This is a genomic window from Acidicapsa borealis (assembly GCF_059115245.1).
This window is the reverse complement of the sequence record NZ_JCACNY010000001.1, coordinates 1,481,550-1,505,223: the sequence shown is the minus strand read 5'-3', so window position 1 is coordinate 1,505,223 and position 23,674 is coordinate 1,481,550. Positions and strand designations below refer to the sequence as shown.

The 23,674-nt window shown below is 59.3% G+C and carries 18 protein-coding genes; 10 read left to right on the top strand and 8 right to left on the bottom strand.

Annotated elements, in window-relative coordinates; genetic code table 11:
- Positions 1-4: 4 nt before the first annotated feature.
- Positions 5-1,390 carry a glucuronyl esterase domain-containing protein gene (locus tag AC5S27_RS06050; protein WP_493933661.1) on the bottom strand — a complete coding sequence of 462 codons (1,386 nt, stop codon included), beginning with the start codon at positions 1,388-1,390 and terminating at the stop codon, positions 5-7.
- Positions 1,391-1,656: 266 nt separating this feature from the next.
- Here AC5S27_RS06050 and AC5S27_RS06045 point away from each other — a divergent pair, with 266 nt between their 5' ends.
- A complete protein-coding gene (locus tag AC5S27_RS06045; protein WP_493933660.1) occupies positions 1,657-2,901 on the top strand; it encodes a hypothetical protein in 1,245 nt (414 codons plus the stop codon).
- 2 nt (positions 2,902-2,903) lie between these two features.
- Here the strand turns inward: AC5S27_RS06045 and AC5S27_RS06040 are convergent, their stop codons facing one another.
- Entirely contained in the window at positions 2,904-4,199 is a 1,296-nt protein-coding gene (locus AC5S27_RS06040) for an MFS transporter (protein ID WP_493933659.1), read from the bottom strand.
- A gap of 1 nt (position 4,200) precedes the next feature.
- Positions 4,201-5,355 (bottom strand): hypothetical protein, encoded by a 1,155-nt coding sequence (locus tag AC5S27_RS06035; protein WP_493933658.1) that lies wholly within the window; start codon positions 5,353-5,355, stop codon positions 4,201-4,203.
- A gap of 385 nt (positions 5,356-5,740) precedes the next feature.
- Here AC5S27_RS06035 and AC5S27_RS06030 point away from each other — a divergent pair, with 385 nt between their 5' ends.
- Positions 5,741-9,313 (top strand): TonB-dependent receptor, encoded by a 3,573-nt coding sequence (locus AC5S27_RS06030; protein WP_493933657.1) that lies wholly within the window; start codon positions 5,741-5,743, stop codon positions 9,311-9,313.
- A 229-nt stretch (positions 9,314-9,542) separates the two neighbouring features.
- On the opposite strand, the gene infB is transcribed toward AC5S27_RS06030, so the two are convergent.
- From infB to rimP, 3 genes are all read right to left on the bottom strand, one after another.
- The gene (gene infB / locus AC5S27_RS06025; RefSeq protein ID WP_493933656.1) at positions 9,543-12,965 is read right to left on the bottom strand and encodes a translation initiation factor IF-2; all 3,423 of its coding nucleotides are present in this window, start codon (positions 12,963-12,965) and stop codon (positions 9,543-9,545) included.
- Positions 12,966-13,082: 117 nt separating this feature from the next.
- The gene (nusA, locus tag AC5S27_RS06020; RefSeq protein ID WP_493933655.1) at positions 13,083-14,729 is read right to left on the bottom strand and encodes a transcription termination factor NusA; all 1,647 of its coding nucleotides are present in this window, start codon (positions 14,727-14,729) and stop codon (positions 13,083-13,085) included.
- A gap of 111 nt (positions 14,730-14,840) precedes the next feature.
- Positions 14,841-15,479, bottom strand: a complete 639-nt coding sequence (gene rimP / locus AC5S27_RS06015) for a ribosome maturation factor RimP (RefSeq protein ID WP_493933654.1) — start codon at positions 15,477-15,479, stop codon at positions 14,841-14,843.
- A 375-nt stretch (positions 15,480-15,854) separates the two neighbouring features.
- Here rimP and AC5S27_RS06010 point away from each other — a divergent pair, with 375 nt between their 5' ends.
- Genes AC5S27_RS06010 through AC5S27_RS06000 form a run of 3 tightly spaced genes read left to right on the top strand, consistent with a single transcriptional unit; the run spans position 15,855 to position 16,778 of the window.
- Positions 15,855-16,091 (top strand): BrnT family toxin, encoded by a 237-nt coding sequence (locus AC5S27_RS06010; protein ID WP_493933653.1) that lies wholly within the window; start codon positions 15,855-15,857, stop codon positions 16,089-16,091.
- Entirely contained in the window at positions 16,075-16,371 is a 297-nt protein-coding gene (locus AC5S27_RS06005; protein WP_493933652.1) for a hypothetical protein, read from the top strand. Before AC5S27_RS06010 ends, AC5S27_RS06005 begins: the two co-directional genes overlap by 17 nt.
- Entirely contained in the window at positions 16,368-16,778 is a 411-nt protein-coding gene (locus AC5S27_RS06000) for a DUF4424 family protein (protein ID WP_493933651.1), read from the top strand. The genes AC5S27_RS06005 and AC5S27_RS06000 overlap by 4 nt, the downstream gene beginning before the upstream one ends.
- Positions 16,779-16,840: 62 nt before the next feature.
- Here the strand turns inward: AC5S27_RS06000 and AC5S27_RS05995 are convergent, their stop codons facing one another.
- Entirely contained in the window at positions 16,841-17,452 is a 612-nt protein-coding gene (locus tag AC5S27_RS05995; protein WP_493933650.1) for a hypothetical protein, read from the bottom strand.
- 29 nt (positions 17,453-17,481) lie between these two features.
- A complete protein-coding gene (locus tag AC5S27_RS05990; RefSeq protein WP_493933649.1) occupies positions 17,482-17,667 on the bottom strand; it encodes a hypothetical protein in 186 nt (61 codons plus the stop codon).
- Positions 17,668-17,862: 195 nt separating this feature from the next.
- On the opposite strand from AC5S27_RS05990, the gene AC5S27_RS05985 reads away from it, so the two are divergent.
- The 5 genes from AC5S27_RS05985 to AC5S27_RS05965 all read left to right on the top strand — a co-directional run bounded on the left by AC5S27_RS05985 (position 17,863) and on the right by AC5S27_RS05965 (position 23,511).
- On the top strand, positions 17,863-18,648 hold the full coding sequence (locus AC5S27_RS05985) for an SDR family oxidoreductase (protein ID WP_493933648.1): 786 nt from the start codon (positions 17,863-17,865) through the stop codon (positions 18,646-18,648).
- 115 nt (positions 18,649-18,763) lie between these two features.
- Positions 18,764-20,428 (top strand): M20/M25/M40 family metallo-hydrolase, encoded by a 1,665-nt coding sequence (locus AC5S27_RS05980; RefSeq protein ID WP_493933647.1) that lies wholly within the window; start codon positions 18,764-18,766, stop codon positions 20,426-20,428.
- Between the two features lie 287 nt (positions 20,429-20,715).
- Positions 20,716-22,239: an IMP dehydrogenase gene (gene guaB, locus AC5S27_RS05975; protein WP_493933646.1), complete on the top strand. Its 1,524-nt coding sequence runs from the start codon at positions 20,716-20,718 to the stop codon at positions 22,237-22,239.
- Positions 22,229-22,732 carry a VanZ family protein gene (locus AC5S27_RS05970; protein ID WP_493933645.1) on the top strand — a complete coding sequence of 168 codons (504 nt, stop codon included), beginning with the start codon at positions 22,229-22,231 and terminating at the stop codon, positions 22,730-22,732. The genes guaB and AC5S27_RS05970 overlap by 11 nt, the downstream gene beginning before the upstream one ends.
- Before the next feature lie 221 nt (positions 22,733-22,953).
- Entirely contained in the window at positions 22,954-23,511 is a 558-nt protein-coding gene (locus AC5S27_RS05965) for an Abi family protein (protein ID WP_493933644.1), read from the top strand.
- Positions 23,512-23,674: the final 163 nt, after the last annotated feature.

The following is a 23,674-nucleotide window of genomic DNA, read 5'->3' as shown; positions in this document are numbered from 1 at the left end:
TCCTTCACTTGGTCGCGAAATACCGTCCAGCAAAGGTATAGAAACTAGCCCAGTTCGGCGCGGGAGTATGACCCCCGCTATGCTGGCGAAAACCAAGATCGCGATCGATCAACGCCGTCTCAATGGGAGGATATTGATCCGTTCCAAGATCCCTTTTGCCCAGCAGCTTATATACCGGACCGGCAGCCGCCTCAGCCATGAACATCCCCCGAGCATCAGCCCATCCATCCGCAGAGCTCGCATCAGCACCAGCCCCGATAAACACCGGCCGCGGCGCACACAGCGCAATCAGCTCATGCGCGTCCACCGGCAGATCGTCCCAATGCAGCGGTCCGGCGTACTTGAGAAAATTCCCCGCCATCCAGTGGTATTCATTTGCCCCTGCCACGTTTTCAACCGTTTCACCCCAGTTGCGCCGGTACAGCTTCGCCCCACCCTCGCCCGAAGAGCTGATATACGCCACGGCGAAGCGTGAATCATAAGCCATCGTTACGAGCGCCGCCTTGCCATACCGCGAATGCCCGCTGATGGCCACAGCCTTCGCATTCACCGCCTTGTCCGTCTCGAAGTAGTCAAGAGCGCGGCTCGCTCCCCAACCCCAGGCCCGCAGTGTGCCCCAGTCATCCGGCTTGCGCGGCTGTCCTTTGTTCACCAGCCCGATAATGCCCTCCGTCAGGCCCGCTCCGTTGTCTGCCTGGTAACTCGTTGGAATCAGCTCGGCATAGCCCCAGCCCTTGGCCAGTGCCTGCTCTTTCCAATCCGGCCCAGTCTCCTTGGGCATCGTGAAGTTGGGATATCTCTTTCGCATTGCCGCCATGAATGCAGGATCGAAAACATATTGCATAATCACCGGCACCGGCCCCTTAGCATCGGCCGGCGTAGTCAACGTCAGATCGATATGCACCGTGATCCTGGGATAAGACGAATTATCCACGTGACCCACTAACTTCTGAGTGATCACCGCGAACTCGCCAACTTTCTCATTCGTGATGCTGGCAACTTCCCACTTCACTTTGGGCGTGTGCGCAGGCATCCGCCCATACACTTCGCGATCGAAATCCTCAACGATTTCCGGCCTCCGCTGCTTCCACCACACCTTCGCCGTAGTCACTTTCTCGCCGTTCTTCAGCACCAGGGGATCGGGGAGCTTCGGAAACGGGTTGGCCTTCGACTCGTCATAGTTGGCCGCGCGCTCTGACTTGGGATCACCATCGACCCCGCGCCGCAAGCTGGTGATATGCAGCAGATCCATCATCCGCTGATGATCCGCTTCCGAAGCCAACTGCTCCGGCGACGGCGGCGCCGCCTGTCCGGCAGCGTACACCGCACCCGACAGCAAAGCGAGGGAGGCAAGACGGGACAGAAACCGTGTCCGAAGTGAACTTTGCACAAGCATCTCCTTGGCGCGTTTCTAAGTTACAGCTATCAAAGCGCGCCAAGAATATCGATTTACTTCAGCTTTGGCAAACCGAGATTGGAAGCAACGCAAAAGCACCGTGGGACCAATGCCTCATGCCTTTCGTCCACACAGGAAAAAACTTTCCACCTACTGAGGGGGTTTCACTGCCGCCGACGCAGTTCCCATCAGAAGCCCGATGAAGCCCTTACGATCCGAATGTTCCGGGTTCCTCAGGCACAGCGATTGAGGAGAAAACGATGCGAAAACTCTGGATATCCGCATGTGGACTAGCCACAGTGGTACTGGCCAGCGCCGGAATCATGTCCTGCCAGCAAAAGCCCAGCAGCACCCCCGGGCACGCAGCAACCGGGCACGTTGCAAACGCGTCCTGGTCGAGCACCCGCAAGGAAAACGTAACCGACCCGCAATACCAGATGACCGCCTACACCATGCAGGTTCCCGCTAACTGGAAGTTCGCCGGCACCATCGTGCGACCCGGCGGCTGCCACGCCAACGGAGCCGGCCTCAGCTACACCATGCAGAGCCCGGACGGTGCGACGGCAATCGTAGGCCTGCCCGGTGTCGCCTGGGCATGGAACACCAGCGAGCAGCGGCGCAAATTCATGGATCAGGCTCACTGCCCCGGCATCGACATCGACTCCGCCGCCAGCTTCCTTGTCAACATCGCAGTTCCCAACCTGCACCCCAACGCCAAGGTCATCGAGATGCTGCCCTTGCCGCCTGAGGCGCAGGCGGCACTCTCAAAGCAACTCGACCAGATGCGCCAGGCCAACGCCACCATGGCCGCGCAGTATCATCAGCCGCCGCAGAAACTCTCACTCGATGGCGCCCGCGTGCGCATTCAGTACGATCGCAACGGCCAGACCATCGAAGAGATGATCAGCACCGTCGTCAACTGCACCTCGTCCCAACAGATGGCCATGTTCAAACAGCCCGCCTCGGAGCAGCGCAACTGCACCTCCCGTGGCACATGGATGACGCGAACCCGCCAGGGCCATCTTGATGAGCTCATCACGCGGGCCGACTACCTGGCCCTGCTCAAAGGCGCATCGATCAACCACGACTGGGACAACCGCGTAGCTGCCGATATGCAGGCGAACTTCCAGAAATTTCAGGCAGCCAACAACGCCCAGTTCCAGGCCAATTTGAAAGCAAACCAGGCGGCCTTCGACCAGCGTATCCAGCAGCAAAAGCAGTTCGATGCCAACCTGCGCGAAAGCACCAATCGCGCCATGGCCCAGGACCGCGCGCGTCAGCAGGCTATCGACAACTCAGCCCACCAGACCGCCCTTTACTCACTTGACCGCGCGGAGTTCAAGAACCCGAATACCGGCCAGGTCATCGAAGCCAGCAACCAGTTCAATCATCAGTGGATCTCGTCCGACGGCAGCACCATGATCCAGACCAACGACCATACCTACGATCCGAATGGGCAAGTCTACCCCGTAAGCCAAAGCTGGACAGAGCTGGTTCCCAAGTAGACCTAAGCGAAGGTCTTCGCCTCAGCCTCAGGAATAGTCTGCGGCGCATCGTCGTTCCATCGCGGAGCGACGATCGCCGCAGCGATCAGCGACGTGATCAGGAAGAGATTGAAGAGGTTGTCCCACCCGTAGTGCAATGCAAACCAGGTCACCAGCAGCGGCGAGAGCATCTGCCCAACCGAACCCGCTCCGTTCACAGCTGCGATCGCACGCGCCGAGCAGGCCAGTGGAACAGATTCAAGCACCGCCACCGAGACCATCAGCGCGTCGACCGCATACACCAGCAGTCCCATCGCGGCAATGCTCAAGGCAGAAACCCACCATCCCAGCGTCGAGATCAGCGGCTGCACCAGCGCCAGAAACCCCAGCGCAAACAGCAGAATCGCAGCCACCGGATACCGTCGCGAGCCGAAGTAGCGCAGCGAAAGATGCACCGCCAGCAGCGCCCCGGCAAAACCAAAAAACTCAAACAGCGCAGCCGTTGAAGCAGCCCGGTTATTGGAAAGATGAGTCGTCTGCACCAGGTACAGCGGCAACCAGAAAAGCAGTGCATACCGCGTCATCTTCAGGAAAAAGTACATTGCCGCAATGGTGCGCACGTGACCATTGGCAAGCACCTGCCACCATCCGGACCACAACCCTCGCGCAGCAGCCTCTTCCCGGGCGTCAGTCTCGCTCAGCTGAGCCAGCCCAGCCGACTGCGGATCGTCGCAGGTCGTCCAATAGAACCATGCCGAAATGGCCGCCAGCAGAATCGGCGGCAGGATAAAGCAGCGCTCCCATCCCCAGCTGGGCATCAACCACTGCGTCGTCGCGCACCAGAGCGTCAAACTCGCAGCCAGCACCCCGCCCAGCGAGTAGCTCGCCGACCACCACGCCAGAACCCCCGGCCGCTCTTCGCGGCGAAACCAAACCGCCAGCATCCGCGCCAGCGCCGGAAACCCAAGCCCCTGCGCAAAACCATTGAGCAACTGCAGCGCCAGCAGCCCGTGAGGAGCATGGACAAAAAGCATCGCAGCCGTCGAAGCAGCCGAGATCAGTCCACCCGTCAGCGCGACCTTGCGCGCTCCGCGGAGATCCGCCACGCTGCCCGACACCAGATGCCCAACCACATACGCCAGCGCAAAATTGAAGAGCAGTCCGGCAAGATTCCCCTGGTCGCTCGGAGCCCCAGGCAACGACCGCACCGTGCGCAGGTTTTCGCGGCAGAGATAGTACCCTGCGTACAGCAACCAGCTCGAACTGAAAGCTGCCGACCGCCAACGCCCATACCGCACGGATTGTGTCTCCAGAGACAAGTTAGGCGCCTCCCAGCGAAATCTCGCGGTGCCAGTCGCCCGAAGGTTCACGCATCAGCAGAATCTGCAGCGGCTGATGTCCATCCAGACGGTCCACCAGATCCGGTGGGAAATTCCGCTCGACTGTCAGTTGTTCGAGCAGGCGGCGGATCGCCTCCGCATCGGTGCCCTGAACAAAGAAAGTGGAAGCGTCCTCTGGAAGAATCGTCAGCACCGCAAAGGAAGAACCAGCCGCCTCCGCGGTTTTCTTGTCTCTTAGGTAAATCAGCCTGTCCGCCTGCGTCCCCGTACTGGGCGATGTGCCACCCCGATCCGATGCCGCGCTGCCGGTACCTGTACCGAGAATCGTCCAGCGCAACCGCCCATCCGAAACAATCTCCGGTGGTGAGACATAACTCACCTGCACCGATGCCAGCGCCTCCTGACGAAACCCGGTCAGCGAATCCGACTGCATCGTCGCATCCACCCCGTAGCGGCCAGCCACCCAGACCAGCGGATAGAGACTCGACGCCAGGCTCAAATGATCCTGCGGCGCGATGGCCAGAACCATCGCGCTCCGCCCCGAGAGCAGTCGATCCCAGAACCGCAGGTAATCGCCGCGATTCTCCAGTTGATGTCGCAGCAGCAAGGTACAAACCAGCAGGGCCAGCAACGCCGGACGCATGAGAGTGATCGCCCGAATCGGCGGGACAACCGACGTAGGCGTCACAGTCAAAGACCTGAGTGCCCCCGCGTCGTTCCCTGTCACATCGAGCGAAGCGGGGGAAGTGACGAGCGAAGGCAGCGCAGCCGGAAGGAACCGGGGAATATAACTGCCCGTGGGCAGGTCGATCCGAATCTCCACCGGAACGGTTGCGGAGGCGTAGTACGAAGTAAGCCGCTTCCGGACCTCGTTGGCCCGAACGCGCACCGTTGCATCGGAGCTGGGTTCGTAGGAGGTGTCGCGGCCAAACAGATCGATGCCGATCGACCGCTCCTTGAGCGAGTCCATCCGGCCATCCAGCGTCACCCGCACAATGTACTGCAGAAACTCGCAGGACCGCTTGCTGGTGCGAAAGTGCGCACTCTCGCAAACTCGCTCGAGCTCCTCCTGCACGGCGAGGTGGTGGCGCGCAGCGTCTTCAAAACTCTTCGGCAGCGGTGGTACGGCAGCCAAGTGGGAACTCCTGGAGAAAACCTAGCCGGATAAGGACTGCTCCTAGCATAACGAAGTTCGATGAAAACACCTTCAACGACCAGCCAAATCGCATACGGAATTTAACAGCGAAATGAACACTCTGCGAATTCTGCCCAGCTAAGTCTTTAAAAATCAGTAATCCATTCGGATGCTGAACCGTTAAGAACCTGTCTTTCCGTGTAGAACTGCTCTTATATAGAGCTACGCTTCCCAACGGACCGGAGCGCGGCGCATTTCCCGAAAGCTCAAAGGGTCAAAAGAAGCCCGCAGATTTTCCGCTGCAGACTCAAACGTTGCAGTACTATCCATGCATATTCAGCACTCAACCATTCCTTCACTTGCACCATCTCAGGAGGCATCACTGATGCACAAAGCCATCCATCCAAAATCTCTTTGTCGCCTGGGCTTGTCCGCCCTGACCGTGTTGTTGGCGATTCTGCTGACAGCCACGGCAGGCTTGGCCCAGTCTACCCAGGGCGCGATCCTTGGCACGGTTAAGGACGCCAGCGGCGCTGTTGTCGCCGGCGCCACCGTCACCCTCACCAACGCCGACGCCGGTGTCAGCCGAACCACCAAGACCAGCTCCAACGGCGACTTCCAGTTCCTCGACGCAGCCGCAGCCAACTACAATCTTGAGGTCTCCGCTCCCGGCTACGAGTCCTGGAAGATCAACGGAGCCCAGTTGGCAGCCCGTCAGCAGCTCCGCATCGACGTTCCCTTGACCGTCGGCAGCGTCTCGGAATCGGTACAGGTATCGGGCGAGAACGCCAGCGCGATCGAAACGGAATCAGCCTCGATCAATGCGGTCTACACCGCCGACGACGCCATCAATCTTCCCACCAACTCCCGCGCCGGTTCGGGCGGCACCAGCGGCCTCAGCCTCATCGGCACCCTGCCCGGCGTGCAAACCGACCAGGGCAGCTATGCGTTGCAAGGCGGACTTCCCTTCCAGACCGAAGTTTCGGTCGACGGCATCACCGTCCAAAGCGCAACCGGCAACTCACCCATCGCCGACGCACTACCCTCCACCGACGCTATTTCTGAGCTGCGCGCTGACGGCGTGCAGAACAACGCCGAATTTGGCCAGCCCGGCGAAGTTACCATCACCAGCAAGGGCGGCTCCAACAAAATCCACGGCGCAGCCTTCTGGTATCACCAGAACGCCGCTTTCGACGCCATCCAATTTGGCGCTATCTCCAAACCGCACAAGGTCGGTAACACCTTCGGAGGCCGTTTCTCCGGTCCTGTCGTCATCCCTCACCTCTACGACGGCCACGACCGCTTCTTCATCTACGGCGGCTATGAAGGCTACCGTTTTCCGCAGCAGGCGCCGGAGCAGTACACCGTCCCAACGGCCGCAATGAAGAGTGGTGACTTCACCAACTACCTTGTTGCCGGTCCCGATGGCACAACCGTGCCGCTTCCAGGCCTGTTCGATCCTTTCACCGGTACCGTCACCGGCCCGACAATCGCCAGCCCGAACACCATTGCACAAAAGTTCCTGCAGTTCTACCCAGACCCCAACCACGGAAACACCACTAGCTACACACAGGGCCAGGGCGCGAACTACTACGTCAACCAAGACACCAGCCAGCACTCGGACCAGTTCGACATTCGCCCCGACAAGTACTTCGGCGCGAATCAGAAGTTCCTCCTGTGGGGCCGTTACAGCCACAAGAACTTTCCCGCCAACGGAGTCGAACCGCTGAACGTTCCGTCTTCGCAGAACACCAACGTCAACAACACCCTCTCGACCAGCTTCAACTGGACCATCAAGCCCACGCTGATCAATGAGTTCAAGTTCGGCTTCACGTTGACCAAGACCGGCACGACAAACGGCTTCGATGGCAACGCCTTCACCAAGGGTACTGGCCTGGTCGGCTTGCAGAACCTCTTCTACAACGGCATTCCGGAACTGGATTTCGGCAATATTTCCAGCCTCAACGCCGATCGTCTCACCTCGGTGACCCAGTCCAAGACCTATGTCTATCACGACGTAGCAACCTGGTCCAAAGGCCGCCACACCCTGAAGTTCGGCCTCGACATTGACACGCTCGAAGCGCTCACCCCGCTCGGCTTCAACGGCGCCGACAACTACGGTACCTTCTACTATCCCGGCGCGGGCGGTGAGTCCGGTTCGTTCACCGGCGTCGATTTCGCTGACTTCCTGATCGGCGTTCCCGACGCAACCTTCTATGACGTCGTACAACAGGACAACGACGGCAAATCCAAGCACTACCACTTCTTCGCTCAGGATGAGTGGAAAGCCACCGAGCGCCTGACGCTGAGCTACGGCTTACGCTACGAACTCCACCCTGGCTACTTCGACCCCAATGGCGACATTGGCAACTTCGACCCGAGCGTGGCTCTTTCTGGCCGTGCAATCTACCCCGACGGCAAGAATGCCCTTCTGGCACAGGGCTTCCTGGCCAGCGCCAACGCCTGCGATCCTGACGGTGTGCATAACACCAATTCAGCGGTAGTCAACGGCGCACCCTGTATGCCTGTCGAAGGCAACAGCGCTGCCGGATATCCCTCGGGCCTGAAGAAGTATCCCCACCTCCGCTTCATGCCTCGCCTCGGCTTCGCCTACCGGCCCTTCGCCGGTGACAAAACCGTGGTCCGCGGCGGATACGGCATTTACAACATCACGCTGCTCGGTTCCAGCTTCTACTCCCTGACTGGCACCCTGCAGGCACAAACCTCGCAATACAACAACACCTACAACGCCGAGACCAAGACCGTTGGCTACCAGTGGCCGCAGATTTATGCCGGCGCGGGCGGCGCGGCCGGTGTCGGTGGATACGGTACGGCCTACTTCGGCACAGCCAACTCCACCAACTGGAAAGACCCCTATACGGAGCAGTGGTCACTCAGCGTTGACCACGACTTCGGCGGCGGCTACGCGGCGCGCGCTTCCTATATCGGTTCCGAGACGCATGACCTGGTCTGGGCTCCGGACGAAAACGCACTGCCTTTTTCGTCAACCGTAGCAGCTTTCAACCAGCCCAACAGCGCTCGCATCTTCCCCAACTGGGGCCGTATCAACACCCGTGAAACGGGCGCCAACGCCAGCTACAACTCGCTACAACTGGATGCAAGCCATCGCTTCCAGCACGGCTTCCAGATGGACTCTTCGTTCACCTGGGCCAAGGCTCTGGCCGATAACCAGGGGCCCAACAACAGCGGTTTCGCGAGTGAAAACGGCGGCCAGCGTGCCAGCTCAATCCTCGACCGTACCGTTGACTTCGGCAATGTAAGCGGTACGCGCCGCCTGCTCTGGAACACAGTCGCTCTCTACGACCTGCCCATCGGCCGTGGCAAGATGATTGGTTCCAACATGCCCCGCGTTCTGGACCTGATCGTTGGCGGATGGCGTGTCAGCAACATCTTCAACTGGCAGAGCGGTGCCTACTTGACGCCGTACTTCCCCTCCGGAGAAACCGATCCCTCCGGCACCGGCTCGGGTCTCACCTCTTCGGCAGCCGGCTGGGATCCCAGCCACCGCGCGCAGAAGCCCGACACCGTCGCCGGTCAAAGCTGGAAGCCCTCCGGCCAGAACCGCAACAACTGGGTCAACAAGGCTGCGTTTACCTGCGCAGGCCAGCCCGGTTGGTCCCTTGGTGAAGCCTGCACCACCGGCAGCGGCGCAGAAGGCGCTCCGCTTCCGATTGGCCGCTTCGGCAACGCCCAGGTCGGCTCGGTCGAAGGTCCGCACTTCATCAACCTGAATAGCGGTCTGGTAAAGACCTTCAGCATCACGGAGCGTTTCAAGCTCCGCGCTGAAGGCACCTTCACCAACGTCCTCAACCACATCAACCTGGATGAAAACAACCTCGCCGGCCACCTGAACCTGGGCAACGGAGCAAGCTACGGCACGATCACCTCCGGACTCGCACCGCGCGTCGGACAGGTCTCAATGCGGTTGGAGTTCTAACCCAACTCGAACCAAACGCAAAGAGCGCGGACCTTCGGGTCCGCGCTTTTTGCGTTTGTTAAAGGGCATGACTCCAGTCGTACCGAAATTCTCCAGTGATATCCATGCCACCGAAAGAGAGAATGCCCCTTGTTAGAGAGAGGCTCACAAAACAAGCTTTCACATCAGAGAACAAAAAGGCCCGCCTCTCTCGCGAGAAGCGGGCCTTCAGTTTGCAGCGAACTACAGGTTAGGTAGTAACAGCCTCTTTTTCCTTCGCAGCAGCCGCAGCAGCTTCCTTCTCCGCCTTGGCATTCGCCGCAACGGTGGTAGCAAGCTGTCCAAGGTCACTGGCCATGCGCTCGGTGGTGTAAGCCTCGATCACATCGCCTTCCTTCAGATCGTTGAAGCCGCCCAGACCGACACCGCACTCCATGCCGTTCGTGACTTCCTTCACATCGTCCTTGAAGCGGCGAAGTGAACCGATCTTGCCCTTGTAAATCTGCTCCGTTCCGCGCATGAGGCGGATTTCGGAATCGCGGCGTAAAACACCTTCCGTCACGCGGCAGCCGGCAATGGCGCCGACCTTGGGAATACGCATGACGTTGATGATCTCCGCACGGCCAAGGAAGTTCTCCTTGAACGTAGGATCCAGCAGTCCCAGCATGGCCTTGCGGATCTCGTCCTGCAACTCGTAAATGATCGAGTGCAGCCGGATCTCCACATTCTCCTGCTGTGCCAGCTCCTGCGACTTGCGCTCAGGCCGGACGTTGAAGCCGATGATGATCGCGTTCGAGGCCGAAGCGAGCAGAATGTCGCTTTCGGTGATCGCGCCCACACCAGAGTGAATGACCTTGATGCGCACCTTCTCGGTTGACATACGAACCAGCGAGTCGGCAATGACCTCGACCGAACCAGTAACGTCGCCCTTGATGATGAGCGGCAGATCTTTGACGCCTGCAGTACGAATCTGCTCGGCAAGACCTTCCAGCGAAACGCGGCTGCTCTTGGCCAACTGCGACTCGCGCTCCTTGAGCTTGCGATATTGCGCAATGCCCTTGGCCTTGTCGCGATCCGCAACCACCAGGAACGTATCGCCCGAATCCGGCATGCCTTCGAGACCCAGCACTTCGACCGGGGTTGAAGGTCCAGCTTCGGTGATAGCCCGTCCGCGATCGTCAAACATGGCGCGAACCTTGCCGAACGTGTTGCCGACAATGTAGCTCTCGTTGACCCGCAGCGTACCGTTCTGGACCAGCACCGTGGCAACTGCGCCGCGGCCGCGATCCAGCTTCGCTTCGAGCACTGTACCCACAGCCTTACGGCCAGGGGTGGACTTGAGTTCCTTCACATCGGTCACGAGGCAGATCATTTCCAGCAGTTGATCGAGACCAATCTTCTTCTTCGCCGAAACCTTCACGAAGACCGTATCGCCGCCCCACTCTTCCGGAACCAGACCGCGATCCGCGAGCTGCTTCTGAACCTTCTCAGCATCAGCCTCAGGACGGTCGATCTTGTTGATCGCCACAATGATCGGCACACCGGCAGCCTTCGCGTGATCGATCGCCTCAAGCGTCTGAGGCATCGGACCATCGTCCGCCGCAACCACGATCACGACAACGTCCGTCACCTTGGCTCCGCGAGCACGCATGCGGGTAAACGCTTCGTGACCCGGGGTATCCAGGAAGACGATCTCGCGGCCATTAGCCGGGGAGCCTTCCTTGGTGAACTTCACCTTGTATGCGCCGATATGCTGCGTGATGCCGCCGGCTTCGCCAGAGGCGACATCGGTTTCGCGAATCGCGTCGAGCAGCGAAGTCTTACCGTGATCGACGTGGCCCATGACCGTGACCACCGGCGAACGGGAAACTTCAAGCTCGTCGATGTTGTCGCTTTCCAGAATCTCTTCGAGAGCCTGGTTGGCGATTTCATCTTCGTAGCTGATGACGGTAGCGCCAGCGCCAAAGCGCGCTGCCACATCCTTCACCATCTCGGCGTCCATCGACTGGTTGACCGTAACGAAGATACCGCGCATGAGCAGCGTGCCAACGAGGTCCTTCGCGCGAATCTCCAGCTTCTCAGCCAGATCCTTGACGCTGATACCCTCAGTGACCGTGATCTGCCGCGTAATCGGCGGCGGCTCGTTGCCCATATACGCCCCACCAAAACGCGGCGGTGGCGTAAAGCCCTTCATCGGGCCTTCCTTGGTCTTCGGATATTGCTGACGGCCACGGCCACGCGACGGTCCCGTAGGACGAGGCGCGCGAGGCGCTTCACCCGGTGCAGGCGGTGCGCCACCGGGGGCTCCAAAGCCACCAGGACGAGGTCCACCGAATCCACCCGGACGTGCGCCAAATCCAGGACGTGCGCCCGGACCACCCGGGCCACCAGGACCACCCGAGCTTACAAAGCCCGGACGAGTCGGATGCTTGGGACGCGGACCGCCGGGGAACTGCCCCGGAGCACCCTGTCCCTGGAACTGATTCGGATACCCGCCACCCTGGGGCCGCGGCGTAAATCCGCCACCTGGAGCGCCCGGTCCACCAGGACGCTGGAAGATAGGGCGGCCGCGCTGAATACCAGGACCACCCGCCATATTCGTGCCCATGGAACCAGGCGCCGGAGCAGCCGAAGGCGGTGGCGGCGGAGGAGCCTTGTACACAGGACGAGGCCCGGTCTGCGGCATGACTACCTTACGCGGCTGAACCACGGGAGCAGCAGGCACAACCGGAGCAGCCTCAACCACGGGCTCAGCCTTGGTCTCAACTACAGGTGCAGCAGCAGGAGCTTCAGCTACAGGAGCAGCAACTGGGGCCGCAGCAACAGGTGCAGGCGCAGCCTCAACAACAGGAGCCGCAGCCGCGACAGGAGCAGCAGGTTTGACCGGCTCAGCAACAGCAGCAGCCTGCTGAACTGGAGCTTCAGGCTCAGCAACTACAGCCTTTGCAACTGGCGCAGATGGCGCAACCGTAACCGGCGGAGCTACCGTCGCGGCCTGAGTCGGCGCAGCTGCCGGCTTGACCACAACCGCACCCGAAGGTGGAGCCACAGCCACAGCCGGACGAGGCGCTACAGTCACCACGCCACCCGTCGGACGAGCCACAACAACACCCGAGGGCGGACGTACACCAATGGCAGGCGTAGCCGGCGGAGGAGCAACGATCGGAGGAGCCTGACGCGGCTGAGGCACAATCTTGCGCGGCTCAGGGCGCGGAGCCTGCGGCGGAGGAACAACCACACGCGCCGGCGGCACTCCCGGACGAGCAAATCCACCCGCAGGTGCCGCAGTTTGCGACGGAGCACCGGAAGGCGGACGAACGACTATAGTCGGCGGCTGCGACCCGGACTGAGACCCAGCAGGGCGCTGCGGATACTGCTGCGCACGCTCCGCTTCCTGCTTACGCGCCAGGATCGCCTTCATCACATCGCCAGGCTTCGAGATATTCGAGAGATCAATTTTAGGACGATTGTCCTGTTCGACACGCGAGTTCGAAGACGAGGACGACCGCGATCCCCGCTCGAAATACCCACGGACCTTCTCAGCCTCGCCTGCTTCAATGGAGCTCGAATGGGTCTTGCCGTCGCCCAAACCGAGACTGCCCAGAGCATCGAGAATCTGTTTACTTTTGACTTCCAGCTCACGCGCCAGATCGTTAATTCGAACCTTACTCATCCGCCTCTTTTCGTTGTCTTGCCCTATGTCGGTTAACTGGTCATAGCAACCTCGCGGCAATTCAAGCCCTGCCTATTGCTATTATCCTCTGAAACAGTGTTTATGGGGCGCCGCATGCTATGCGTCGCCCTTACTTTCGCCGGAATCGATCGTTCCCTCTTCCGCTTTTTCGGTCTCTTCAAGAATTGCTTCCGCGTTCACTTCCTCGGTATCGGGGTCTGCCGTCGGGATTACATCGTCATCATCCACCGGCCGTGCGCGCTCTGGATCAGCCTCAAGCTCCGCTTCCAGAGTTTCCGTGGCTTCGGTTCCCGGTGTTGAATCCGGCTTCAAATCAGTCGTCGCTTCCTTAGTCGGCTTGTCCGGAGTACCGGGCTCGTCGACCTCAGTTGAGATATCGCCTTCAACACCTTGAGCTTCTTCGATATCCGCTGGTGATTCGGCTGTTGTCGGGTCTGCTGCGTTGGGATTCACTTCACCCTCCTCGTACTGGCCGAAGTAGTGGCGAACCGCCACACTGATGCGCTCCAGCGTCTTTTCGCCGATGCCCGGAATCTCTTCCAGCTGCTCGGGGGTCATGTCGGCCAGATTCTCGACGGTCGTAATGCCCGCCGCCACCAGCTTCTGGATAATCGTCTCGCCCAGCTCCGTAACAGCCTCGATCGGCGTCGAAGGGCCACCGGAGAAGCCCGTCATCTGCTGCTCCACTTCCTGGCGCTTCTCTTCCTCGCTCTTGATGTCGATCTTCCAGCCCAGCAACTTCGCAGCCAGGCGAACATTCTGGCCCTTCTTGCCGATCGCCAGCGAAAGCTGCGTGTCGTCCACGATCACTTCCAGTTGCTTGTCCTGCAGATCCACAATCGAAACGCGGCTAACCTTGGCCGGCTGCAAAGCCTTCTCCGCAAAGGTCGTAATCTCCTCGTTGTACTCGATGATGTCGATCTTTTCGCCGCGCAGCTCGCGAATAATCGACTGCACGCGCATACCCTTCATGCCCACGCACGCGCCAACCGGATCCACATCCTTGTCGCGCGACATCACAGCAATCTTGGTCCGCTCGCCAGCCTCGCGGGCAATCGCGCGAATCACTACCGTGTTGTCGTAAATCTCCGGCACTTCCGACTGGAACAGGTTCGAAACCAGCTCCGGAGCCGCCCGCGAAACCACGACCTGCGGTCCCTTGGCCGCACGATCCACCTTCAGCAACACCACGCGAATGCGCTCGCCCACCGTGAACGATTCCAGCCGCGACTGCTCGCGCTTCGGCATGCGTGCTTCCGCCTTGCCCAGATCGATAATGATGTCCTGGCCTTCGATCCGCTTCACCGCTGCCGAAAGCACTTCCTTTTCGCGATGCGCATACTCGTTGAAAACCGTATCGCGCTCCGCCTCGCGAACCTTCTGGAAGATCACCTGTTTCGCCAGCTGCGCGGCAATGCGGCCCAGCGGACGCGTGTCCTTGTACAGCCGGATCTCGCTGCCCGGCTCCAGCTCCGCGCCAGCGGCCAGCGCCTGCGCCTCTTCCAGAGTGATCTGGTTGACCGGGTCTTCAATCTCTTCTTCGTCGCCCATCACCGTTTTGAACGCATAGACGGCAATCTCGCCCGTCTCCTTGTTCAACTCACCACGCATGTTCTCCTGCGTTTTGTAGTACTTGCGGGTAGCGAGGGCGATTGCCTCCTCCACTGCGGAGACGATGATTCCCGGGTCAATGCTCTTCTCACGGCTCAGAGCTTCAATGCTTTGATACAACGAGCTGGACATATCTCTGACTTTCCTTCCACGGCCGCTGCTTACCAGCCATGGCCTGCTGAACGTACTGGGGGATGGCTTTCGATGCGTTGCCGCCGAAAGCAAATTCGATAGGAACCCGGACTAGAACTCGGGAACCAGATGCGCCTTCTCGATGTTCGGGAAGGCAATTTCCACGGTGCTCACACCGGTCTTGCGCGCCTTGCTGTTCTGCTTCGTCGCGGTCAGGTCAAGCGTGATCGCGTCCGCGCTGGCCGCTGTCAAACGGCCCTGCCAACTGCGGTTGTTGGCAATCGGCTCAAAGGTCTGCAACTTCACCAGCGAACCCAGGAACCGATGAAAATCTACACTCTTCGTCAGCTTCCGGTCCAATCCCGGCGAACTGGCTTCCAGGACATACTCGCCATCCGGGCCCAGGTCCTCGACGTCGAGCAAAGTGCCAAAATCCCGGCTGAACGCAGCGCAATCTTCATGCGTAAGCCAGGAAAGATGCTCCGGATCAAGCTCGCCCTTCGCAAACTTGTCCGGCACTGAAACCAGCTCTTCCGCCGGAATTTCACTCTCCGGATTTGCCGTCAAAGCCGCCAGCTGCGACTGTGCAACCTTCGCCTGCGCCGCCCGCCCGGCAGCATTCTTCTCCAGATAGACGCACAGTACCCGGGATTTCGCTTGGCCGGTGAACTCGACGTCCACCACATCCAGCCCCAGCGTTCCCGCCACCCGTTCCGCCACCTTGCGAATTTCGTCCAGCTTCACTGCCATTTACAAACTCGATTATCGGGCCCCAAACGCCCGTTCTGCTGGTCAACTTTGTGCAATGTGGGGCTGAACGGAAGGGGTCAACAAGTACAGTGCCGAGCCCAAAGTTTAGTCCAAAGAAAAAGTGGGCTGTAAGCCCACTCCTCTCTCCGCCACCCGGATTGCACACAGCGCGGCGGACAAATTCGTCTGCATATATAGAATACGGCCAATCCGCCGGAAATTCAATGCGATCAGCGAATCAGCGCCAGCAATTGCTCTACTCTTGACTTCATCCATACAACGTATATACGTTAGCGCTTGTGGACTTTCATTTTCTCTACCAAGGACAGCGATTTGTATGGAACCTGGACAAGGCTGCTGCCAATGTAGCCAAACATGGCATCCGAATTTGAGGCCGCCTGTCAGGTGTTTCTAGATCCGTTGGTAGAGTTCGAAGATGCAACTGCATCTTCGAATCCAGAGTCAGAATCGCGAGAGGCCGCCATAGGAATGAGCAAAGATTGGAAAGTTTTGTATGTTGTCCATGTCGTGCGAGAAAACGGATTGATACGCATCATTTCTGCACGGGAGGCCACGCCGTACGAACGGAGACGCTATGAAAACAATGAGTGAACGTATCAAGTTACGCATGCGTAAAGACCGGCCAATGACAATGGTAAGCATTCGTCTGCCTGAGGACGTTATCGACGATCTTAAGGAGATTGCCCCAGCGCTTGGCTTTTCCGGCTATCAGCCTTTGATTCGTGCCTACATTGGGCAGGGCCTTCGAAAACATCTGGAGTTGCTGGAGAACTCTCCTGAAAGGTTGTTGACTGAAAGCCTGCGAAAGCACGGTGTAGACGATGAGGTGATTGCCGCAGCAATTGCAGATGCGCAACTAAAATCCGCATGACCTCAATGGAACTTCCTTTGCATCCCAAATTTGGTAAAAGCAGCCTCGGCAGCCTACTGCTCTGTCTGATAGTTGCATTGTCACCCTGCGCATCCTTTGCCGATGACGGAGCGGCATCCATCGCCGCTGGCGGCCTCGTCGCCCGCCGAGAAACTCGTGTCGTCATGGCCAAAGAGGTCCTGACGATCAGCTTTCAGAAAGTTATCGTCGATTACGACTTCCGCAATGACACCGCTGACGACGTAACCACCGAAGTCGCAAACTCTAGTCAGCTTCTGTTCCCCCGGCCCGGTCGAAAAGCTCGATGCCGATCGCTTCCGGGTACATCTCACCAACTTCATTCCGAAAGACGAATTGCACATCGGCTTTTTCGGTATGCCGACAATGAATACTCAGCCAACAGGTAAAGAAACTCCGAAGAAGTAGCAAACTTCGTAGCGGCATCGCCGGAATCTCAAGACCTTACCGCTTATTTCTGCGGCCTCCGAACCACATCACCCGGCTTCATCGAATATGGCCCAGCATTGCCGTCAATACTACTCAACATCGTATTGAAAACGGATTGCATACGATCGTCGTACCCAGCCGCATTCCCAGTGAGGTGAGGCCAAGCCACCCGCACCGTCACAGTCTCTCCCGCGATATCTTTTCTGGCGTCCAGGATCGTGTAAACCATCTGATTTTGATGCGCCGTCTGCGAGTAACAATCCCAGCCCGCGCTTTCGTGTTGCTCGACTTTGCCCTCATAACTTTTTCCCACCCGGCCCAGAGCGCGTTTGCCTTCTTCCGTATCCTTGTCGATCACGCTGACAACCGCATTCGATGAATCCGCGGTCTTCTGATCAGCCGCATTCGCCACCTGAAACGCCGTGACAGTCACAGGCGGCTTGCTCTGCATCGCAATCACCGACCACTCCCCCGGAACCGCAAAATGGACATAGCCAGTGGCAGAAATCAACGTGAATTCAACGATGGAAGCATTTGCCGACTTCGAAACCACCACATCTCCAACAGCAGGACCGTCCGGAGCCTGGAAGAACGAAGTGAAGAGGAATGCTGCAGCAAGCAAAAAGCGATACATCGGGTAACCTCGGCATTGACCGTGCCATTCTAGCTTGCGGATTGAGAGAGTGCATAGCCATGGCTCTCACGCAAAACTGCGATCACCAGCATCGTCCACTTGTCCGCCACCCGCCCGATAATCTCACGCACCAGCGCCTCGACAGCCGGATCAGTCTGTATCTCGGCCCCATGCGCAGCCCGGGAAGCAGCCAGCCGATCCTGCATCTTCCTCACCTCGGTCTCCCGCTCCGTCCAAACGCCATTGATCAGCTCATTTCAGGCCTCGCACCGCATCCACGCACTGAAAGGTAAGTAGGAATCTTTCAAGTGCCTACTTCCCCTTTGCCTCACACCATCCTACCCTTGCATCAGTGCCGGCCACCGCGCAATGCCGCACGGCGATCCCGGCCACAGGAGATTTCCCATTTCATGAAAACCACAGGCAATACCATTCTCATCACCGGCGGCGGCTCCGGCATCGGCCGCGGACTCGCCGAAGCCTTCCATAAACTCGGCAACAAGGTCATCATCGCCGGCCGCCGCAAGCAGGCGCTCCAGGAAACCGCAGACGCCAATCCCGGCCCAAACGCAATCGACACCGTAGAGCTGAACATCGAAGACCCGGCGAGCATCACCGCCGTAGCCGCGCAGCTAGCGATATCGCACCCGACGCTGAACGCAGTCATCCACAACGCAGGCATCATGCGCATAGAAAATCTATTAGCGCAGGCAGGCGACCCCTCCGCGCTTGCTTCCGCTGAGGCCATCCTGAACACCAACGTCCTGGGGCCCATCCGCCTGACCAGCGCCCTACTGCCGCAGCTCCAAAAGCAGCCCTCAGCCACCATCCTCACCGTCAGCTCCGGCCTGGCCTTCCTTCCGCTCGCTCTGACCCCCACCTACAACGCCACCAAGGCCGCCATGCATTCCTGGACGCAGTCGCTCCGCTTCCAGCTCCGCGCAACCAAAATCCAGGTCATCGAAATCATCCCTCCCTACGTCCAGACCGAGCTGATGGGCGCAGCACAGGCCGCCGACCCGCGCGCCATGCCTCTGCCGGACTTCATTACGGCAGTCATGCAAATCCTGGAAACCCAGCCGGAAGCACACGAAGTGCTGGTCGAACAGGTCAAACCCCTCCGCTTCGCCGAACACAACGGAATCGAGAACTACGAAAAATTCTTCATCCAGTTCAACGAAGCCATGACCCACTAAAAGGAATCCGGTGGCTGGACTCAATCCAGCCGCTATTCCCTATTCCCTATCCCCTATTCCCTCGTCCCTATTCCCTGCTTTCCCACGTGTATCCTGCAAGTCAGGAAACCGCCCAATGAAAACTTTCCGCGCCAGCCTTTCCGCCCTCGCCATCGCCGCCGTCACCCTCAACGCCGCATCGCAGTCTGCAACTGAATCGGACGACGCCGCCGGAAAGCAGTGGTGGGCGCATGTGCAGGTGCTCGCCGATGACTCGATGCGCGGCCGCCAGACCGGCAGCGCTGAATACATCAAAGCCGCCGACTACGTCGTTTCCCAGTTCAAAGCCGACGGCCTCGAACCGGCTGGCGTCAACGGCGGCTGGTTCCAGCCCGTAAAGTTCGACGTACAGCGCATCCTTGCCGACAAATCCTCGCTCAGCCTTGTGGCCGACGGCAAGATCACTCTGCTAGCGCTCGGCGAAGACGCCATCCTCGGCAGCCGCCTCGCCCAGCCCAAGACCATCGACGCGCCGCTGGTCTTCATCGGCTACGGCCTGCACCTGCCTGAGGCGAAGTACGACGATTTCGACTCGCCCGAACTCCCCGCCGCACAGCTCAGAGGCAAGATCGTCGTCTACATCAACGGCGGCCCCGCCGACCTGCCCGGCCCGCTCAAGTCATTCGCGCGTACGTCGCCATTTTTGAAGGCTTTACGCGATGCCGGGGCGGTTGGCGCCGTCTCAATCCCTACACCAAAATCGATGGACTTTGGCTGGCAGCGCGTCGCATCGAGCGCATCGCAGCCAGGCATGCGCCTCGCTCCATCGCCCGGCGCGGAAGCTCTCGCCAGGCGCCACCCAGCGCTTGCCGACGATCACGGCGAAATGTTCACCGCCACCTTCAACCCAGCGCAGGCCGAAAAGCTTTTCGCAGGCACAGGTCACACATTCGCCGACATCCTCGCCCTGGCAGACGCGCAGAAGCCGCTGCCCCGCTTCGCTCTTGGCAAGTCATTGAAAGCAAAGGTCGTAGCCGAGGTCTCGCATGTCGAGTCGCCGAACATCGCCGCCAAACTGACTGGCTCCGACCCGTCCCTGAAGTCCGAATACGTCCTCGTCTCCGCCCATCTAGACCATCTCGGCGTCGGCGAGCCGATCAACGGCAAAACCATCTACGCCGGAGCCATGGACGACGCTTCGGGTGTAGCCACGGTACTCGAAGTAGCCCGCAAATTCAGCGCCGCCAAAGAACGGCCGAAGCGCTCTATCCTCTTTCTTATCTTCACCGCAGAAGAAAAAGGACTGCTCGGGTCACGCTACTACGCAGGCCATCCGACCGTTCCGGAAAAGGACATTGCTGCCGACCTCAATCTCGATATGTTCATGCCCATCTTCGCGCTCAAGAAGCTGCATGTGCAGGGCTTGGAGCAGTCCACCTTAGCGAATCAGGCTAAAGCTGTCGGCTCGCAGCATCATATCGAGATCGCTACCGACCCGGAACCGGACCGTAACTCCTTTATTCGCACCGATCAGTACAGCTTCGTGCAAGCCGGAATTCCTGCGCTGGCCTTCAAATTTGGCTGGGCTGCCGGGTCGCCGGAGTACAAGGCCTGGCGCCAATGGCTGGCCCAGCGCTACCACTCGACCGATGACGACCTCACCCAGCCCGTCGATCTGACCGCCGCCGCGCAGTTCAACAGCTTCCTCGCCGACCTCGCCCGCACCGTCGCCGACAACCCCACCCGTCCGCACTACCTAGATTCCAGCTTCTTCAAGCGATTCGAGACAGTGCAGCCGTAGGACTTTGCGCAATCATCGTTGTGCAATGCGCAATCCGTGTCCATCATTGCGCAATCGGTGTTAGGACAGAGCGCAATCGGCGTCCGACGATGCGCAATATGCGCGCAGGTATTCCCCCAAAACGGACGACTGGTAACGGTTTGCAGAATTCCACTGCCATTCATCCCTTCCCTTGACGGCTCCGCTACAATAACCAGAAGCTCCTGCCACGCGCGAGGCTCGTAGCCCTACTCAACCCTGAAGCCTCCATCTTGAAGCGTCCACGATGCCAGGAGCATCTGATCCTTATGTTGACTCATCCTCTCCCGGAAGCACTGACTTTTGACGATGTCCTGCTCGTCCCTGCCCACTCGGATGTAGTTCCGACGCAGGTAAGCACCCAGACCCAGCTCACCAAGCACATTACTCTGAACACGCCGCTGATCTCGGCCGCCATGGATACCGTGACCGAGTCGCGCATGGCCATCGCCATGGCGCAGCAGGGTGGCATTGGCATTGTGCATCGCAATCTCTCCATCGCCGAGCAGGCCGGGGAAATCGATAAGGTCAAGCGCTCGGAAAGCGGCATGATCGTCGATCCCGTGACGATTGAACCCGATCAGCCCATTGCGGCAGCTCTCGAAGTGATGCGCCGCTACAAGATTTCCGGCGTTCCTGTGACGCGCGGCAAGCGCCTGGTAGGTATCCTGACCAATCGCGACCTGCGCTTCGAGACCCGCACCGACGTTCCCATCGACGAAGTGATGACCAAGACCGACCTGATCACGGTCCCGGTCGGCACCACGCTCGAAGAAGCCGAGCTGATCCTGCACAAGTACCGCGTGGAAAAGCTGCTGGTCGTTGACGATCAGTACCACCTCAAGGGCCTGATCACCGTCAAGGACATCCAGAAGAAACTCAAGTATCCCAACGCCAGCAAGGACTCCAAGGGCCGCCTGCGCGTCGGAGGAGCCATCGGAGCCACGGGCGACTTCCTCGAACGCGCCGCCGAACTGGTTCGCGCCCGCGCCGATTGTCTGGCAATCGACTCGGCGCACGGCCACTCGAGCCGCGTGCTGGAGGCTGTCCGCGAAGTGAAGAAAGCCTTCCCCAATGTGGGCCTGCTTGCGGGCAACGTAGCAACCTACGACGGCGCACTGGCCCTGATCGACGCCGGCGCGGATGCGATCAAGGTCGGCTTCGGCCCCGGATCGATCTGCACCACACGCATGGTCACCGGCGCTGGAATGCCCCAGGTCACTGCAGTCGCCGAAGCCTACCGCGCAGCCAAAGAACGCGGCATCCCGGTCATCGCCGACGGCGGCATCAAGTATTCCGGTGAAGTTACCAAGGCCATCGCCGCCGGCGCCAGCTCGGTCATGATCGGCTCGCTCTTTGCCGGTGTAGACGAGAGCCCGGGCGAAACCATCCTCTACCAGGGCCGCAGCTTCAAGTCCTACCGCGGCATGGGTTCGCTCACCGCGATGGCGCTCGGCTCCAGCGAACGCTACTTCCAGGCCAGCGACGATGCCGGCGAATCTTCCGAGAGCGTCGAGAACGTTGTCCAACGCGAGCGCTCCAGCCAGAACCGTCTCGCCAAGTTCGTTCCTGAAGGCATCGAAGGCCGCGTCCCCTATCGCGGACCGCTCGAAGGCATGGTCCTGCAACTGGTCGGCGGCCTGCGCTCCGGCATGGGCTACCTCGGCTGCTCCACCATTACGGAGCTGCAGGAGAATGCCCGCTTCGTGCGGATCACGGGCGCAGGACTTCGCGAGAGCCACGTCCACGACGTGATCATCACCCGCGAAGCGCCAAACTACCATGTCGAGTAGTTCGCCTGCTGAGGCGACGAATGAACCAGTCCGAAGGTCAGGCGCAGCTGCTTACCAGCTCAGCGCCTGGATCCCGGTGCTGATTTGTATCGGTGCCATCGCACTCGAATCTACAACGACATTTGGCGCGGATCACACCACCGGGCCGCTCCAACGCTTCTTTGAGTGGGTGCTGCATCGCCATTTCACCCAGCCGCAATGGTGGCGTCTGCACCTGACCATCCGCAAGGCCGGCCACTTCACCGGCTACGGGATCCTTTCCATTGCCTGGTTCCGCGCCTTCTGGATGACGTGGCGTACGGCGGCCCCGTTTTCGCGCCGGCTCTGGATCAGCCACGGCCTGGCCATGTTGGGAACACTGCTCATTGCTTCGAGCGACGAAGTACACCAGCTCTTTCTACCCAACCGCAGCGGCTCCATCGTCGATGTCGGCATCGACTGCCTCGGCGGGTTGACCATGCAAATCCTCGTCACGCTCTGGATGCGCAGATAAGAACAGTTCGGTTTGTGCAAAGTTGCCGGTACAGTTCGGAGATTGGCTATAAATAGCGTTGCCCCGGGCACGTGCTTCACTTTCGTGAAGTAGGGGCGACACCGGGGCTTACAAATCTAGTATAGTACGTTTCAAATTCAATGCAATCTCATTTCGCTTACAGCCCAACTCAGTTGGCAAGTATTGAGCAGCTTCTGTCAAAGGAGCGGCTGGGGCCCTATATGGCACTCGCTTCATTCGATATGCAGCAGGCGATCATGCTGTACGAGCGGAATACAGCACTCTCTGAAGCATTGTATGGCCTGCTTCAAGGGCTAGAAATACCGCTGCGCAATGCCATGCACCTTGTTCTTTCAAGCGGGCTTGGCAACGAAGAGTGGTACGACTTCATTGTCTGGCGGCCCGCACAGCAAGATCAAGTTGACAACGCCAAAGAAAGCCTGCGTGCAAAGGGGAAGCCAGTCAGCGCCGGGAGAATGGTAGCTGAACTAACCTTCGGCTTCTGGGTAGGCCTCACTGGTCCGAAATACTCAGTCGATCTCTGGGAAAAACACCTATACAAAGCATTTCCGAATGCTAAGCTCGGTCGAAAACTCCTAAATCGGCGGCTTGAAAGCATCCGGCTGCTACGCAATCGGGTAGCTCATCATGAACCAATTCTCGCTCGCGACCTTCCTAAAGGTGTGGAGCGAATTCTAGAGACAATCGGATGGATCAACACCGACCTGAAACTTTGGACATCAAAAACAAACTGCTTCAGCGAGCGCTATGCCCGCTGACCGATAAATTAATCACCCCTTCTGGCTTGAGCGACCGATTGTTGTGTTGACCGGTCATCCATTGCATCTCTTGCGATCCTCCTCATCTTTCCGTAGTGGCTGCTTTTGCCTGCATTTATGCATCCCCCGGCGCGCTTTTGCCATCTGCTACAAGACAGGCATT

Bases quoted from the DNA above. Each gene is read 5' to 3' on its own strand.
- AC5S27_RS06005 (WP_493933652.1), top strand. From the start codon at position 16,075: ATGAAAACAATGAGTGAACGTATCAAGTTACGCATGCGTAAAGACCGG.
- infB (WP_493933656.1), bottom strand. From the start codon at position 12,965: ATGAGTAAGGTTCGAATTAACGATCTGGCGCGTGAGCTGGAAGTCAAA.
- AC5S27_RS05985 (WP_493933648.1), top strand. From the start codon at position 17,863: ATGAAAACCACAGGCAATACCATTCTCATCACCGGCGGCGGCTCCGGC.
- AC5S27_RS06030 (WP_493933657.1), top strand. From the start codon at position 5,741: ATGCACAAAGCCATCCATCCAAAATCTCTTTGTCGCCTGGGCTTGTCC.
- AC5S27_RS05980 (WP_493933647.1), top strand. From the start codon at position 18,764: ATGAAAACTTTCCGCGCCAGCCTTTCCGCCCTCGCCATCGCCGCCGTC.
- AC5S27_RS06010 (WP_493933653.1), top strand. From the start codon at position 15,855: ATGGCATCCGAATTTGAGGCCGCCTGTCAGGTGTTTCTAGATCCGTTG.
- AC5S27_RS05970 (WP_493933645.1), top strand. From the start codon at position 22,229: ATGTCGAGTAGTTCGCCTGCTGAGGCGACGAATGAACCAGTCCGAAGG.
- rimP (WP_493933654.1), bottom strand. From the start codon at position 15,479: ATGGCAGTGAAGCTGGACGAAATTCGCAAGGTGGCGGAACGGGTGGCG.
- AC5S27_RS06000 (WP_493933651.1), top strand. From the start codon at position 16,368: ATGACCTCAATGGAACTTCCTTTGCATCCCAAATTTGGTAAAAGCAGC.
- AC5S27_RS05995 (WP_493933650.1), bottom strand. From the start codon at position 17,452: ATGTATCGCTTTTTGCTTGCTGCAGCATTCCTCTTCACTTCGTTCTTC.
- AC5S27_RS06045 (WP_493933660.1), top strand. From the start codon at position 1,657: ATGCGAAAACTCTGGATATCCGCATGTGGACTAGCCACAGTGGTACTG.
- guaB (WP_493933646.1), top strand. From the start codon at position 20,716: ATGTTGACTCATCCTCTCCCGGAAGCACTGACTTTTGACGATGTCCTG.
- nusA (WP_493933655.1), bottom strand. From the start codon at position 14,729: ATGTCCAGCTCGTTGTATCAAAGCATTGAAGCTCTGAGCCGTGAGAAG.
- AC5S27_RS05965 (WP_493933644.1), top strand. From the start codon at position 22,954: ATGGCACTCGCTTCATTCGATATGCAGCAGGCGATCATGCTGTACGAG.